The organism is Oricola indica (assembly GCF_019966595.1).
GTDB lineage: Bacteria > Pseudomonadota > Alphaproteobacteria > Rhizobiales > Rhizobiaceae > Oricola > Oricola indica.
On sequence record NZ_JAINFJ010000002.1, the window covers coordinates 514,927 to 529,024 of the forward strand.

The window sequence follows — 14,098 nt, forward strand, 5'->3', positions numbered from 1 at the left end:
CGAGGTTCGGGATGAGGGCTTCATCGTCCCGACATCACGGTGCTCGCCAGCGAGTCTCCTGGCCGCTTTCACACAAACATACACTTCGCACTCGCCGGCCAATGAGATTTGGCGGCATAATCAACGAGTAGCACATGAACCACATCGGTCTCTTGCCTTCACAGCGTCAGCGCGACGAGATGCACAAATGGTTGAGCACGGCTTTCCGGTTCACCCACATTGTCACCCTGACGACCCACGACAATACGCTTTCGCCTGAGGTCCTCCGGTCTCGTCTCCGGGCATGGGATGCCAGGGTGAACCGGGAACTCTACGGTCCCAAATGGCGCAAGCACGCCGACGAGCTTCTCTGGTATTTCGCCTTCTTGGAGAAGCCGAACAGCAATCCGCATTGGCACCTGCTCTTGCGGGTCGTCGGGAGGTGGGGCTCGGACGGCAGCAGGGACTACAAGAAGCTCCCGCTCGCCGTTAGGGACGCGTGGGGGGCTGTCATGCCGTCCGGGACGGTCGACGTTCAGGAAATCCGCGCCGGCACCTACAAGACCGTCAATGAATATGTTGCCAAGGAACTGGCCGGTGCGATACAATATGAGCACTTTCTGACGCCGGACGAGTTCCGGCGATTTTCTGCCCCATAAGGGTAACAGTCCAAGCCCGTCTGCCACGCTACGGGATCAACGGCTTCCCTGATGAAAGCATGCCATCGTGACCGTGAAGAAAACGGCCGCGATGGTGACCTATTACCTGAAGCAACCAGCATCAGAGACCAGGGAAAGTCGGACGCCGAAGGCGGCCGGCAAGCGAAGCGCGCAGGCGAGGCCGCAAGGCCGAGCAGGAGACATGGACTGTCAACCAACAGCGCTCTCGTTCAAGCCCTCGATTACCTCGACCAGTCTCCTCGCCTTCTCCATGGCAAACACCTGCTGCGGACCCTCGGGTGCGACGTCGATGAACGGGCTCTCGTAGAGCAGACTCGGATCCATCACGCCCTTCTCGGTCAGGCCCGGCGTCGGGATGGTGAATCGGGCACCTTTCATGTGTTCCGAGTGAGCCGTGCCCTCCTCGGCCATTTCGCGCAGGAAGGGGAAGACGAATTCGGACACTAGCAGGAAAATGCGCTGCGGATCCGCGTTCTTCAGACGCGACCAGCGGAGTTCCTCGTAGGTGATATCGTTGCCGTCCCGGTCCTGGCGGTAGACGCCCGCCGGAAAGATCACCCGCGCGATCGGCCGGCGAAGCAGGTTGGCCTTCTCCTACTCGCGGGTCTGGATTTCGTCGAGACCACGCATGAAGAGCAGATAGGTGATCTGCTCAATTACCTCGAGTGGATTGGCGATCCCGCCCGCCCAGAAGGCGTTCCAGACCTGGTCGACCTTCGACCTAATTTCAGCTGTGAGCATGTTTGTCCTCTTGTAATTGGCGTGCGGAGATATCTGAACCTAGGCAGCTCGGACTTCTTCACTCATTGCTTCCGAAAGACCTGCGTCATCGAGCCACGCGGCCCAGCGATAAAGGAATTCCACAAAATCAGTTTCCGAAATTCGAAGGATGTTGAGTGACTCAATCGGAGGCCGGGCATGTTTGCATTCCTGGTTGAGTCCATCGCACAGCGGCCCATGTTTCCCGGTCTTGCCGCTTACGAACGCAAACATACTTGCTGGGCCATCCGACGACTGCCCACGCTCGTCGAGATACATTATTCCGCCGTGGGACAGAGCATTACGCAGACAGCCTACGAATTGCGTCATCGGCATATTTCCCGCCGCGGCCGCAGCTGATTGTTCGTCCAAGGCGGCGACCAGCCTGCTATCCATTCGCATTGCGAGATTGAAAAGCGGATACGCGCCTACAAAGCGCCAGTCCAGACGCTCGTAGAACGGCGTGTCGCGAAGGTTCTTCTTCATCATCTCATCAACATGCGAGGTAAGCATCGGGCTTACGGGTCGCTCGTTGGAGTAGTGGGCTTCGCCAGCGTCTCTCCTGTTAATTCGTTCGATTGGCAGGACAATCATTGGCGTCGCGAGAGCGAGAACCAGCGTTGTAGAAAGTGGCCCGCCGTGATTGGCCCCGAGGCCTTCATCCTTCGACACCGCAGGGTAGTATTCGGAAAGAATATCACGACACCGGCCGGCCAGTTGGTGACTGTAGTGTTGAGGAATTCCCATGCGCCGTCTCCGATTACCTAGAACGGGTTCAAAGCCCTCGGTCAGATTCCCAGAGCAGATCTAAGCGCTGCTCCGCCAGTAGTATTCTTCCCGAATGATGCGCTTCTCGCCTCACCGGAAGAAAGACACTTCAGGTTCCTGCCTTGGAGACCGCCACGACTCCATTCGGTAAACGAGCGCATCACGATGACAGTCTTGCCACGCTCGGCCATTTCGCGAACGAACAGCCGGGCCGCATGGGAAGAGGGGAGATTTTTTACGACGTTTCTTAGTTGGAAGTCCTTCGAGTGATAAGGAAACAATTCGATCGTTGCGACTTCGCGGGACAGCGTCCTGTTTGCCGCTGCGAAGTCTCCCGCATGCCGAACCTTTGCAAGGTCGTCTATTACTCCTTGGAACTTGCCCATCCACCACTGATACGCGCTCGACCAACACAGTTCGGGATCAAGCATAAAGAACGGGTAATCGAGTTCGTCTATCTTTTCTTGCCGGACCTGGCGGACAATTGCCTCCCTGTATTTGTCGACCTTCTGTTCGGCGTGGAAGTCAACGATGGAGAGGCCAGGGTTCGTCAGACATAGAAGGATCTCCGCGCGCCGCAGATCGCCCAAATAGGGCGAAGGCAAGAGGCTGAGCTGAGCGGCGGACGCCCGGGATGCCACCAACCATTCGTCGGCCGTTTTCGGCATCCTGGTGTCGATCTTGGAAGCGTTCCGCCGGTGGAACAGAAAATCCTTATCGCGTGGATGGCAGTAAGGCCCTTCCTCAAGGTCGCATTCATTCCAGAACTGGATAAGTGGTTCGGCCGGATGCAAACCGCCCCTCCCTCTGGCCGTTTCTTGAAGTGAAAGCTATCAGTGAACGAACGAGGCGCAACCCAGGAGTTGACGGCTCTTAAAAGAGCGCCGGCGCTCCTGGATCATACACTCCTTCATAATTCCGGCCCGCCGCGCATCGATATCACGATTTCTTTGACACTCGACCGAATTCCAGCCGGGAGATTGCTATAATGTTCGGTAGATACTCCAGCGAAGGCCTTCGTAATGATGTTCACTGCCGGTCTCATCCACGCGCTCCCTCCCTCCGACCGTCGATGCTTCGATCGCAAGGAGGCCGCCAGCTATGTCTGCGTCAGCGTCGGCACCTTCGACCGGCTTGTCGAGAAAGGCGAATTGCCGGGACCGCTCTTGCTGCTCGGTCGCAAGGTTTGGGATAAGCGCTCCCTGGATCGCGCACTCGACGAGATGTCGGGATTGGAAACAGCTTCCGCGCCGGGCCAGGCATTTGCACCTATGACGACGGAAACGCCTCTCGACGTCTGGAGGCGCGCTAATGCCGAAAACTAAGATACCCGGCGTAAACACCGTCAAGAAGCGCCTCGCTGACGGTTCAGTTCAACGCTATTACTACCACCGAGCCACCGGTCGACGGTTGAATGGCCAACCGGGATCAGTTGAGTTTCTTTCCGACTACGTGGCCGCCGAGAAGACCCTCACCGATCGCCACGCAGGAACTTTCAACAGTCTCATCAGGGACTACACGCTGTCGCCAGAGTTCGAGAAACTGGCGGAGAGCACCCGCACGGAATATCGGCGGATGCTGACCAAGGCAGAAGCCAAGTTCGGGAATCTGCCAATCCCGGCCCTGGAGGATCCACGAGTGCGTCACGACTTCTTGACCTGGCGCGCGAGCGTATCCAGGGAGTCCGGCGATCGCGAGGCCGACAACCGGCTTTCCGTCATTTCCTCCATGCTTACCTGGGCGAGAGAGAACGGCCGAATTCTGCATAATCATGTCGCGGGATTTCGCCGCCTTCACAAAGCCGATCGCTCCGAACTGATCTGGCTGCCAAGCCATATCGAGGCATTCATGAAGGTCGCCCCGCTCGAATTGCAACGGGCTCTGATCCTCGCTCTGCATACGGGCCAGAGACAGGCCGATCTGTTGGGCTTGTCTTGGAACAACTACGATGGATCCACGATCTCGCTTCGCCAGGGAAAGACGAAACGCCGCGTTGATATCCCGTGCACGGCCGCCTTGCGGCGAATGCTCGATGGTCTCGACCGAGACACGAACCTGGTCCTGACAACTAAGACCAAGCTTCCCTGGAAGGCACGATATTTCAAGGCGCAATGGGAGTCCGCCACGAAGGCCGCCGGCATCAGCGGTCTGCATTTCCACGATCTTCGAGGAACTGCGATAACGATGCTCGCAGAGGCCGGCTGCTCTACACCTCAGATCGCCGCTATCACCGGCCACTCATTGAAGACGGTAACGACCATTCTCGACAAATATCTCGCTCGCACGCGCACGCTGGCGGAGGAAGCCGTTGCATTGTTCGAGAACGCAAGGAGCACAGAATTTGCAAACCGTCTGCAAACTGCGACGCAGGAAACGGTGTCTGTTGGAGCTAAGTCATTGAAATAAATGGCGCGCCCGAAAGGATTCGAACCTCTGACCCCCAGATTCGTAGCTGCGTCTTTGGCCTTTCACGGGGTTTCACCCTGTTGCTTGCTCTTGCATTAACCACTTGAAAAATATTGCTTATTTTCCTCTTGGCTTTCAAGGCGTATCTTCCCATTTGAATTCACGGTGGTGACTCGGTGGTGACTCGAGACGCCGATTGGGAACCGCGCAGGGAGAGCGCAAATGCCAACCATGAAACTTGGACGCCGCGCGATTGCAACGATCGAGCCGGCAGAGAGAACATTGACCTATTGGGATAGTGACGTGGCCGGCTTCGGTCTGCGCGTTTTTCCATCAGGGAAAAAATCTTGGATCTGCGAGTATCGCGCGGGCGCCGGTGGCCGCGGTGCGATCAAGCGTCGGCTGACACTTGGATCAGCTGATGGCGTGATGACGCCGGAAGCCGCACGGGAGGCAGCAAAAGATGTTTTGGCGCGTGTTCGGCTCGGCGCAGACCCGGCAGCAGAACGGGCGGAAGAACGTGCCGCAGAGACGGTTCGCGATGTCGCCGAAGCGTGGTTCGAGCGTCATATCCTGGCTAAGCGCAAAGCAACCACTGCGCGGCACTATCGTCAGGTTCTTGAAACGCACATCTATCCGCGCATCGGCACCAAGCGCGCTGTCGCACTGACACGGCAAGAGGTCGCTCGCCTGCACAGCGACATTGCGGTCAAAGGACAGGCGATCCGCAAGGAAGGTGCGAAGCCGCGCGCCTCTAAGAAGACGCCGCGCGGCGGAAAATACGCCGCCAATCAGTCGCTAAGGATCCTGTCGTCGATCTTCAATTGGGCAGCCGACACCGGCTTCGTTCCCGAAGATCATCGCAATCCCGCCAGGCGGATCGAGAAATTTGAGGAGGTCGGCCGCGAACGTTTCCTGTCGCGCGAAGAACTCGGTCGTCTTGGTGCGGCGATCAAGGAAGCTGAGACGATCGGCATCGAATGGGAAATCGACGAGACCAAACCGACGGCGAAACATGTCCCGAAAGAGCGCCGCACACTTATCACCCCGCATGTTGCTGCTGCCCTCAGGCTGTTGATCTTCACCGGGATGCGCCTCCGCGAAGTCTTGAACCTCGAATGGGCGCACTACGACCAAGAGCGGGGGCTGTTGCTACTGCCGGATTCCAAGACGGGGAAAAAGGCGATCGTCCTTTCGTCTGCCGTAACTGACATATTGGATACCCTGCCCCAGCTCGGTCGCTACGTTGTCGCTTCGGAAAGCGTCGGCCTACCGGAGGAAAAACCGAGAACGGACATTAAGAAACCATGGCGACTGGTGACACGGCGCGCCGGCCTTGAAGGATTGCGTATCCACGATCTGCGCCATTCCTTCGCCTCCTTCGGCGCCGGCGATGGCATTGGTCTCCCGTTGATTGGAGGCTTGCTGGGTCACTCAGATCCGAAAACGACAGCACGCTACGCCCACCTAGCTGCTGATCCGTTGCGCCAGGCAGCCAATGCCATCGCCGACACGATCGCGCTTTCACTCAATGGCGGCGCCGAGATCGTGCCGTTTCGAAAAGAGGTTTGATCGAGACGAACTCGCGGAGGGTTTCTATGCAGACGTCAATTTCGGAAATCATGGTCGGGGTGCCGGAGCCCGGCCCTCGTGAAGAGCGCCAGTTGGATCAACTGAGGGATTGGCTCGAACGACCAAATTGGGAGCCATCGGAGTCTCATTTACTGCTTGCCGGTTTAGATCCCGATATGTCGCCGTCGATCCGCAAGGGCGGTTGGTGGTTACTGCCCGGGACATCGGAAGACCTTGACGATGAAGAGATGCAGGATCGATTGCGCCGGACCGCTGGTCTCGGACTGAAGACATCAAATCCTGGAGACGTTATTGCCGCGGCAATCAAAGCTGAGCTCAAAGTTCCGTGGCTTTCGATAGCAGCCTCGGATTCCCAGTGTAAGCTTCCTGCGAAAATCCGACAGAAAGTCCTCAAAGCGGAAGGGAAGGCAGCCTCTACCGCGGAGGGAATCAAAACGCGCAATCAAGAAAACCGCAATCGTCATGCGATATACCGGAAGCCGATGCTGGATCACGCACAGCGGGTCCTGGTGGACCTGAAGAAACGCGGTTATCCGATGCGAGCCGGAAAGCCCAACATCTCGGCGATCGTGCGTGAGATTCAAACGGATCCGCCGCTGACCTTCACCAATCGGGCCATAACAGGCTGGTTTGCTAAGGGTATGCTTAAACTTTGAATCTGCAAACCAGGTTTGAAAGTGCAAATTTACATGCACGTATCTAATCCATCCAAGATCATGCAGCCTGGTGCCATCGTATGAATATGGAGGCACCATTGTCCGACTCCAGTTGCTCAGAGCCCATCCTGATCTCCACTAAAGAAGCCGCACGCTTGCTAGGCCTAAGTACGTCAACTCTCGAGAAATGGCGATTCTATCGGGTCGAAGATGCGCCGCCGGTTGTTCGTATTGGCCGAGCATGCCGCTATCGGCTTTCAGACATAAGAGCCTGGGCCGAAGATCACCTTTGATGATGTGATAGGCGGGAGAGACATCTGAGCTCTCGCCGCACTCTAAGAAGCCGAAGACGGCGTCCTTCAATCTGCGCGACCTCGTTCGATACAGAGGCTGCCGCCACCGTATTCCAGCTCAAAGAGACCGCGCCTCATCATAGTCTTTCGGGGCGTTACTCAAACGCACCCAGAGTTACTAATGGCGCGCAATGACAGACATATGATTCGCTTTTCCCGTGGCACCGGGAAGAACTTCGGAAAAGCGAAGAACCTCACCAAATCATATCTCGACTTTCGCAAGCTATTTCAAAACCCTACGCGCACAAAAGAGCGCTTCAAAGTCTACCTCTCCAAATCCGTTGACGAGCAAGTCGATCTCAAATCGGTCGATGGCTGGATTTACCGCACACAGATCGAAGGCAAGCGCCGCAACCGGGCCTCGGGCAAACCGTCCGACCTGATCACGCTCGATCTGGACTACGCCACGGCCGAGTTCATGGACCGGGTGGAGATGGGGCTGGTGCTGGCCGAGATCGACTACTTTGTCCACAGCACGCGGCGGCACGAAGACGAGAAGCCCCGGCTGCGCGTTTTCATCCCGGTTGACCGGCCGATCACGAACGACGAGTACCCGGCGATCAGCCGCATCGTGGCCGAGATGTTCGATCCCGAAATGAAGATGGTCGATCCGGTCTCGTTCCGCCCGGCGCAGATGATGTTCCTACCGACCGTCTCGGCCGATGGCGACTGGTTCTTCCACTACAACGAGGGCGAACTGCTCTCGCCGGACGACTGCTTCGAGGCGTTCGAGGATCGCGTCGGCGACTGGCGTATCCTGACCAATCTGCCCCACTGCGAGGGCGAGAAGCTGCGCGAAACGGCCGACAAGGCTGAAGACCCGACAACGAAGCGCGGCCCGGTCGGCGATTTCTGCCGGGCGTTCGATGTGATCGAGGCCATCGACAAATTCGAGCTTCCCTACGAGCCGGTGGACGACCACTCGGCTAAGCCCCGCTACACCTATACCGGCGGCACGACGTCGAGCGGCGCTGTCGTCGAGGACGACGGCCTGTTCCTCTATTCGCACCACGGCTCCGATCCGTGCGCTGACATGCTCGTCAACGCCTTCGATCTGGTCCGCATCCACAAGTTCGGAAAGCTGGACGACGAAGAGCCCGAAGACACCCCGATCAGTCAGACGCCATCCTACAAGGAAATGCTCGCCTTCATCGCCGACATCCCCGAGTACAAACGCTCGCAGGCGCAGTCGAAGTACGACATGAGCGAGATGTTCGATGACGTCATGGACGACTACTTCCAAGAGGGTGAGGAAGACGAGCCCGAGGAAGAGGAAGCGCCCGAGGAAGACGAGAGCGGCGATTGGGATTCCGACATCGACGAACTGGTCGGTAAGCCGAAGCCGAAGGCCGACTCGGGGGCGGCTTCAGCCGCAGACCGTCCAAAGGACTTCGGCAAACGGAAGAAGCCCCCGAAGGACTGGTTCCCCGACGAGCTAGAGTTGGACAAGGCTGGCAACATCGTCCAGAATCTCCCGAATACCCAAGTGATCACCCACAACGATCCTCGACTCTGGCAAGCCATCGCATTCGACGACTTCATGAAGCGCGTCGTGCTGCGCCGGGACATCCTCTCGAACATGCCCACCGTGCCGCCCTGCTATTGCCGGGACAAACTGCGCGGCGACATCTGGCAGGACATCAACGACTCGACCGTCAGGGCGATCCTTGCCGCGCCGAACGGCAAGGGCAAGCGCGGCTATGGCATGGACAAGGTAGCCGAGCGCGACATCGCGACCGGCATCCTTATGACGGCGCTGCGGAATCGCTTCCACCCGATCAAGGACTACCTCTGGAAGTGCGAGCTTGCCGGGTGGGACGGGAAGAAGCGAGTCGAGCGCCTGTTCATCGACTACCTCGGTCTGGACGACACACCCTACGCCCGGCAGACCGCCAAGGCGGCCGTGGTCGCTTCCGTCGTCCGCATCTTCGAGCCGGGCCACAAGTTCGACTTCTCGCCGGTCCTCGAAGGCGAGGGCGGCATCCGGAAATCGAGTTTCATCGAATACCTCTACGGCAAAGAGAACTTCGGCGAGTTGACCTGCGACCTGAAGGACACGCAGCGGATCGCCGAGACCATCGGCGGCGTGTGGGCGCTAGAATTTCCCGAGATGACGTCGTTCCACAAGTCCGACTACAACGATGCGAAGCAGTTCCTCTCGGCAAAGCAGGATCAGGTTCGCATGGCCTACGACAGGCGCGTCAGCGTCTTCCCCCGGCAGGCGACCTTTTGGGGCACGACCAACAACACGAAGTACCTGAAAGACCCGACTGGCAATCGCCGCTGGTGGCCGATCCACGTCAGCGTGACGATGATCGACACCGACAGACTGGAACGCGAGCGCGACCAGATATGGGCCGAGGCGCTGGCGATCTACAAGGCCATGCGCGCCGAACAGCCGAAGGGCGATCTGCCACTCTACCTGACCGATCCAGAAGCGATCCGGGAAGCGACCGCTCTTCAGACCGGTGCGCGCCAGCGCCAAATGTATGAACAGTGGGTGGACGAGATTCGCGATTGGCTCGACGCCCCGATCCCGCTGCAACGCCTGCTCGACGAGTACGGCTACGACCGCTTCCCGGACCCTGACCGTGGTTTCGACCCGGAGACCCTTATGGTCGAGCGCGTCGTCGTGCTCGATAGCGACATCCTGAAACACGTCCTCCGTGAAGAGGGCGTCGTGAAGAACCAGCAGACCATCCAGAACTTCGACAGCGCAATGGGCGTCATCAACGAGTGGAAGCCCGCCAAACACGTTGTCGGCAAGGACCGCTTCTCCTGCTTCGGAAAGCAGGCGCGGTGGAAAGTGCGGGTCGGAGCGACCGAAGAGGAAATCGCCCTCGGCTACCGCGTGATTGATGATGATGGAGAAGACCTGATATGACCCTGACATTCCTGACGCCCGACCAGTGCGAGCACGACCCGGCCCCGTTCTCGATCCCGACCGATCCGGACGACCGGAAGCACGTCGGTTACTTCGACCTCCCTTACGGTCTGTGGACCGGGCACAACGGAGCCGAGGTTCTTTTCAACCGGCAATACGACGCCCTGTGGGGGCGCTTCCCCGGCTTCCCGGCATCCCGGATGAAAGCCCGCCACTGGTCGGCCATCTTCCCCGAGACGCCCATGGTGGAAGAGTGGTTCTACGACGACGCAACCTCGCCGAGAGCGAACGACCGTCAGTGGGAACGCGCAGAGAAGTGCTTGCTGGCGTTCCTCACCGGGCGCGATGTCCGTGGATTCCTCGTCGATTGCGCTTAGACAGGTCTCTCCGTCAATTTACCCTGTCTGACCCCCTGTCTGTCTAACTGAGAAGCCCCGGATTCCGGGGCTTTTTGCTGTCCGTCATCCGGCATTTAGACAGCTAGACGCCGGATTCCCTATGGAGGATATCGCGCAACCCCCCACGCTAAGCTAACCGTCGCTGCCGAAGGCGTCGATTTTTCGGAAAATAACCAGTCTCAAAATCCCGGTTTCCCTGTCTACCTGTCTAGTAGAGTCGATATTCTTTAGGGGAATCAATGGGATAGTCAATTAGACAGGGTATTAGACAGGGGGGTAGACAGCCCTCTCCGTCAATAGACCTGTCTAAGAGTGACGGAGAAGCGGGTATTTGACGGAGAACGAGGGGGGTATGACGGAGAAGTCGAATGATGTAGGTCGTTACGGGTCCGAAACAATTTTTCGAATGATGATAACCGTATATACGGGAAACTTCTGACAGACCGGGGCTCCGCGCACCCCCCGGAGGCCGACCGGAGGCCCCAAGTACCTAAGCGACCGTCTACCCATGGTCACGGCCGCCGCACACAGCCCTTTGGTTCTAAAAGCAATTTTAGGCACCTACGGCTGATCTCAATGATTAGTGCAAGCTACGAAAGAAGTAAGTCTTGGTTCGAATCTAGGCTCCCCAGCCACCAAGTCTAAGCCATTGATATTGCTCCACTTTTTCCCGAAATAGCGGCGAGAAATCAAAGGCATGTGGCCTTTTGGCGCAAACAGAGACCGCGTTTCCGCCCGGAAATGAGGCCAGAATCGCCGAAAGTCTCTGTCGGGCATTTCGGGTCTGACAGTTTGCGAAAAGCGCATCGCGGGTGCATCGGCAAAAGTTCGTATGTTGGAGCCAAAGTTGGCCATAAGAGACTGGTTCGCGATGGTAAGTCGAAGTTTGTTTCCAGATTGCTCAGCCAACCACCCTTTCCAAAATTGCATTTCCAGTTTCGCCGCCGGATAGCTGCGTAGTTTCCGCGGGTTAGCGAGTGAGCCTCCAAACAGAGACTGCATTTCGAGCCACAAATCGCTGCTGAATCGCAGAAAGTCTCAGTCGGCCATTTCGGGGCTGACAGTTTGTGAAAAGTGCATCGGCGGACCATCGGGCACCGATGCACTGCTTCGATTACACTCTGCGAGGTTTCAAAGAGCGGCAACGATGCGGCGCTGGGCCTGCCAGCCGGATGGCAGTGGATTCTGACCGAGCCACTTGGCGGTCAGTCCGATCGGGTGATCACCCTGCTTGATCGACTTGACGATGTCGGGTGCAAGGAATGCGAGGTCGATCACCTGGAGGATGCGGCTCTCCGATGCAGCGATTTCCTCGAAGGTCTGACCCTGCTTGAGCGCATCGTAGTACTGATGCGCTTTGGCGATGTTGAGGATCAGGATTTCGTCGAGAGCTCGGCTCTAACCGTTCCCGACCATCAGCCTGGTTTCGACGCCGCGCTTTCGAAACTGGAACGGGATCGAGAATGACAGCGCGTCGGCGTTGATCGTTTCTGACGAGACAGACAGCCACGCAGCGACGGCCTCGCGGTCAAGAGCGATCTCGATCTCTCCGGGAGTGATCGTTGCTCGTTGAATGCAAGCCAGCACAGCTTCTTGGCTGCTCGTCACATTACCTGCTCCGGCATCGTCAAGGATATCACGGATACGCCCAATCTCATCGGCCGAAGTGTCGATTAGCAGATCGACCGGCAGACGATTTCGGAGGTGGGTTAGGATCTCGGAAGCTAGTTGCTGTTCCAGCGACTTTGCCGGGAGGCGCCATCCGCTCGATGCTTTCGACTTGTCCGTGTTGCCATTGCCGACGAACATGCGGTTGGAGACGTAGTATCGGTACCGCCTGCCCTTCTTGTCGGCGTGGGTCGGCGTCAGGCGATCTCCGATCTCCTCGAATAGCTTGCCGGCGAGCGGCGATGTCTTCGATCCCGATCCTGATTGTCCCCTCTCGCGCCCGGCGGCGTCCTTCAGGCGCTGCTGCACATCGTCGAAGACTGCGGGATCGATGATCGCCGGATGCTGGACGTCATAGATTTGGCTGTGATGACGGATGCGTCCCGCGTAGATCGGATTGGTCAGGATATAATACAGATGGCCCCGCACGAAGGGGATCTGGCCGGCGACCTGGTCTCCTGATCCCTCGCCCGCCCTTTCCTTTGTTCGCAGCCGCATTCGGTCGACCTGCCGTTTGACCGCCTTGATCGATCCGTGTTCCAGATAGAGGTCGAACAGGGTTCGAACCGTACTGGCTTCGTCTTCCACAATCTTCAGCGTGCGCCCATCCGGCTTGTAGCCGAGTGGCACATTGCCACCCATCCAGAGCCCTTTCTTCTTGGAGGCTGCGATCTTGTCGCGGATGCGTTCGGCCGTGACCTCACGCTCGAACTGGGCAAAGGACAGTAGAACGTTCAGCGTCAGTCGCCCCATGCTGGTGGCCGTGTTGAAGGACTGTGTCACCGAGACGAAAGAGGCATCCGCCGCATCAAGCCGTTCAACCAGCTTGGCGAAGTCGGCAAGCGATCGCGTCAGCCGGTCGATCTTGTAGACAACAATCTGATCGACCAGGCCTTCATCGACATCGCGCAATAGTCGCTGCAGTCCTGCCCGTTCAAGCGCTCCGCCGGATATGCCGCCATCGTCATAGTGATCCGGCAGCAGCACCCAGCCTTCATGCTTCTGGCTGGCGATATAGGAGACACAGGCTTCTCGCTGCGCATGGAGCGAATTGAACTCTTGCTCCAGGCCTTCTTCCGAGGACTTCCTCGTATAGATGGCGCAGCGGATCTTCTTCATGACGCATCCAGTCCGAAGAAGCGTGGACCCGACCAATGGGCGCCGGTGATCTTGCGGGCTATGGCACTCAGCGACCGGTACCGCTTGCCGTCCATCTGGAAGCCGCCTTCCAACACCTCGACCTGGTACGAGCGGCCGTTCCACTCGCGGACGAGGTGGGTGCCTGGCCGCAGCGTCACTGGCGAGGCCGGCCACGCCGGCCTCGTCTTGCCATTCGGTTTGCGACCATCCTTCAAGGACCTTTCGAGCGCCCTTCGAACCGCAGGCGAATGCCCGCCATGGGCCTTCACCTGCGCTTCATAGGCCAGTGTCCGGCGCATGAATTGCACCGACACGTACTTGGGCGGTTCGCGATCGGACTGTTTCCGCCAGGCTTCAATGCATTCTTCGCGATCCAACGTCTCGAAGGCGGCAATGTCGCCTCCGATGATGGATAACAAGGCCGAGTTCACGATGCCGCCCTATCGCCGAATTGCTTGCCCTCCCCAACCAGAGTCGCGACGGTCTCGCCGGTCTTCGGAGAATTTGATCTCGCGACCTCGATACCCTGCTTGCGCAGGCCCGACAGTGCCGCCCGCACCGTGTGCGGCTGCCAGCCCAGGCGTTCGACGATCACCGAGATGCGCGCGCCGTTCGGCTTCGACAGCAGGGCGACCAGCTGGTCTTTCTTTGTCTTTGCAGCCGGTTTGCCGGTTTCAGCCGACTTCTGTTTGGCGGCAGCACGCGGTTTGCGCTTGGGGGCTGCTTTTTCGACGGCATGGGAAGCGGCTGCGGCTGTCGCACCACCGTTGGCATCATCATCAGTGACTTGGGTGTTCATATTGTTCTCCACTGA

The 14,098-nt window shown here is 58.3% G+C and carries 16 protein-coding genes; 8 read left to right on the top strand and 8 right to left on the bottom strand.

Annotated elements, in window-relative coordinates; genetic code table 11:
* The first annotated feature begins 134 nt into the window (after nucleotides 1-134).
* Nucleotides 135-638, top strand: coding sequence for a hypothetical protein (locus tag LC343_RS07940; protein ID WP_223476568.1), 504 nt, complete (start codon nucleotides 135-137; stop codon nucleotides 636-638).
* Nucleotides 639-848: 210 nt separating this feature from the next.
* Here LC343_RS07940 and LC343_RS07945 read toward each other — a convergent pair whose 3' ends face one another.
* The 4 genes from LC343_RS07945 to LC343_RS07955 are packed head-to-tail and all read right to left on the bottom strand — an operon-like array spanning nucleotide 849 to nucleotide 2,980.
* Complete coding sequence (locus LC343_RS07945; RefSeq protein WP_338018573.1) at nucleotides 849-1,217, bottom strand: hypothetical protein; 369 nt, start codon at nucleotides 1,215-1,217, stop codon at nucleotides 849-851.
* A gap of 36 nt (nucleotides 1,218-1,253) precedes the next feature.
* Nucleotides 1,254-1,400, bottom strand: a complete 147-nt coding sequence (locus LC343_RS25235; RefSeq protein ID WP_338018574.1) for a type I restriction-modification system subunit M N-terminal domain-containing protein — start codon at nucleotides 1,398-1,400, stop codon at nucleotides 1,254-1,256.
* Nucleotides 1,401-1,439: 39 nt separating this feature from the next.
* Complete coding sequence (locus LC343_RS07950) at nucleotides 1,440-2,165, bottom strand: hypothetical protein (protein ID WP_223476569.1); 726 nt, start codon at nucleotides 2,163-2,165, stop codon at nucleotides 1,440-1,442.
* Nucleotides 2,166-2,206: 41 nt separating this feature from the next.
* The gene (locus tag LC343_RS07955) at nucleotides 2,207-2,980 is read right to left on the bottom strand and encodes a hypothetical protein (protein ID WP_223476570.1); all 774 of its coding nucleotides are present in this window, start codon (nucleotides 2,978-2,980) and stop codon (nucleotides 2,207-2,209) included.
* A gap of 228 nt (nucleotides 2,981-3,208) precedes the next feature.
* Between LC343_RS07955 and LC343_RS07960 the strand changes: the two genes are divergently transcribed.
* The 7 genes from LC343_RS07960 to LC343_RS07990 all read left to right on the top strand — a co-directional run bounded on the left by LC343_RS07960 (nucleotide 3,209) and on the right by LC343_RS07990 (nucleotide 10,455).
* On the top strand, nucleotides 3,209-3,511 hold the full coding sequence (locus LC343_RS07960; RefSeq protein ID WP_223476571.1) for a hypothetical protein: 303 nt from the start codon (nucleotides 3,209-3,211) through the stop codon (nucleotides 3,509-3,511).
* Nucleotides 3,498-4,592, top strand: coding sequence for a tyrosine-type recombinase/integrase (locus LC343_RS07965; protein WP_223476572.1), 1,095 nt, complete (start codon nucleotides 3,498-3,500; stop codon nucleotides 4,590-4,592). Before LC343_RS07960 ends, LC343_RS07965 begins: the two co-directional genes overlap by 14 nt.
* Nucleotides 4,593-4,814: 222 nt before the next feature.
* Nucleotides 4,815-6,164: a tyrosine-type recombinase/integrase gene (locus tag LC343_RS07970; protein WP_223476573.1), complete on the top strand. Its 1,350-nt coding sequence runs from the start codon at nucleotides 4,815-4,817 to the stop codon at nucleotides 6,162-6,164.
* A gap of 26 nt (nucleotides 6,165-6,190) precedes the next feature.
* Nucleotides 6,191-6,841, top strand: a complete 651-nt coding sequence (locus tag LC343_RS07975; RefSeq protein WP_223476574.1) for a hypothetical protein — start codon at nucleotides 6,191-6,193, stop codon at nucleotides 6,839-6,841.
* 86 nt (nucleotides 6,842-6,927) lie between these two features.
* Nucleotides 6,928-7,134, top strand: coding sequence for a helix-turn-helix transcriptional regulator (locus tag LC343_RS25325; RefSeq protein WP_223476742.1), 207 nt, complete (start codon nucleotides 6,928-6,930; stop codon nucleotides 7,132-7,134).
* Nucleotides 7,135-7,336: 202 nt separating this feature from the next.
* Entirely contained in the window at nucleotides 7,337-10,078 is a 2,742-nt protein-coding gene (locus tag LC343_RS07985) for a virulence-associated E family protein (RefSeq protein WP_223476575.1), read from the top strand.
* The gene (locus LC343_RS07990; protein ID WP_223476576.1) at nucleotides 10,075-10,455 is read left to right on the top strand and encodes a hypothetical protein; all 381 of its coding nucleotides are present in this window, start codon (nucleotides 10,075-10,077) and stop codon (nucleotides 10,453-10,455) included. Before LC343_RS07985 ends, LC343_RS07990 begins: the two co-directional genes overlap by 4 nt.
* 1,152 nt (nucleotides 10,456-11,607) lie before the next feature.
* On the opposite strand, the gene LC343_RS07995 is transcribed toward LC343_RS07990, so the two are convergent.
* The 4 genes from LC343_RS07995 to LC343_RS08010 all read right to left on the bottom strand — a co-directional run bounded on the left by LC343_RS07995 (nucleotide 11,608) and on the right by LC343_RS08010 (nucleotide 14,095).
* Complete coding sequence (locus LC343_RS07995; RefSeq protein ID WP_223476577.1) at nucleotides 11,608-11,754, bottom strand: hypothetical protein; 147 nt, start codon at nucleotides 11,752-11,754, stop codon at nucleotides 11,608-11,610.
* Between the two features lie 120 nt (nucleotides 11,755-11,874).
* Nucleotides 11,875-13,263, bottom strand: a complete 1,389-nt coding sequence (locus LC343_RS08000; RefSeq protein WP_223476578.1) for a recombinase family protein — start codon at nucleotides 13,261-13,263, stop codon at nucleotides 11,875-11,877.
* A complete protein-coding gene (locus tag LC343_RS08005) occupies nucleotides 13,260-13,715 on the bottom strand; it encodes a DUF2924 domain-containing protein (RefSeq protein WP_223476579.1) in 456 nt (151 codons plus the stop codon). The genes LC343_RS08000 and LC343_RS08005 overlap by 4 nt, the downstream gene beginning before the upstream one ends.
* Nucleotides 13,712-14,095 (bottom strand): DUF3489 domain-containing protein, encoded by a 384-nt coding sequence (locus tag LC343_RS08010; protein ID WP_223476580.1) that lies wholly within the window; start codon nucleotides 14,093-14,095, stop codon nucleotides 13,712-13,714. Before LC343_RS08010 ends, LC343_RS08005 begins: the two co-directional genes overlap by 4 nt.
* Nucleotides 14,096-14,098 lie beyond the last annotated feature (3 nt).

Excerpts from the sequence above, each read along its gene's own strand:
- LC343_RS07990 (WP_223476576.1), top strand. The coding sequence starts at position 10,075 with ATGACCCTGACATTCCTGACGCCCGACCAGTGCGAGCACGACCCGGCC.
- LC343_RS07940 (WP_223476568.1), top strand. The coding sequence starts at position 135 with ATGAACCACATCGGTCTCTTGCCTTCACAGCGTCAGCGCGACGAGATG.
- LC343_RS25235 (WP_338018574.1), bottom strand. The coding sequence starts at position 1,400 with ATGCTCACAGCTGAAATTAGGTCGAAGGTCGACCAGGTCTGGAACGCC.
- LC343_RS25325 (WP_223476742.1), top strand. The coding sequence starts at position 6,928 with ATGGAGGCACCATTGTCCGACTCCAGTTGCTCAGAGCCCATCCTGATC.
- LC343_RS07950 (WP_223476569.1), bottom strand. The coding sequence starts at position 2,165 with ATGGGAATTCCTCAACACTACAGTCACCAACTGGCCGGCCGGTGTCGT.
- LC343_RS07965 (WP_223476572.1), top strand. The coding sequence starts at position 3,498 with ATGCCGAAAACTAAGATACCCGGCGTAAACACCGTCAAGAAGCGCCTC.
- LC343_RS07985 (WP_223476575.1), top strand. The coding sequence starts at position 7,337 with ATGATTCGCTTTTCCCGTGGCACCGGGAAGAACTTCGGAAAAGCGAAG.
- LC343_RS07970 (WP_223476573.1), top strand. The coding sequence starts at position 4,815 with ATGCCAACCATGAAACTTGGACGCCGCGCGATTGCAACGATCGAGCCG.
- LC343_RS07975 (WP_223476574.1), top strand. The coding sequence starts at position 6,191 with ATGCAGACGTCAATTTCGGAAATCATGGTCGGGGTGCCGGAGCCCGGC.
- LC343_RS07960 (WP_223476571.1), top strand. The coding sequence starts at position 3,209 with ATGATGTTCACTGCCGGTCTCATCCACGCGCTCCCTCCCTCCGACCGT.
- LC343_RS08000 (WP_223476578.1), bottom strand. The coding sequence starts at position 13,263 with ATGAAGAAGATCCGCTGCGCCATCTATACGAGGAAGTCCTCGGAAGAA.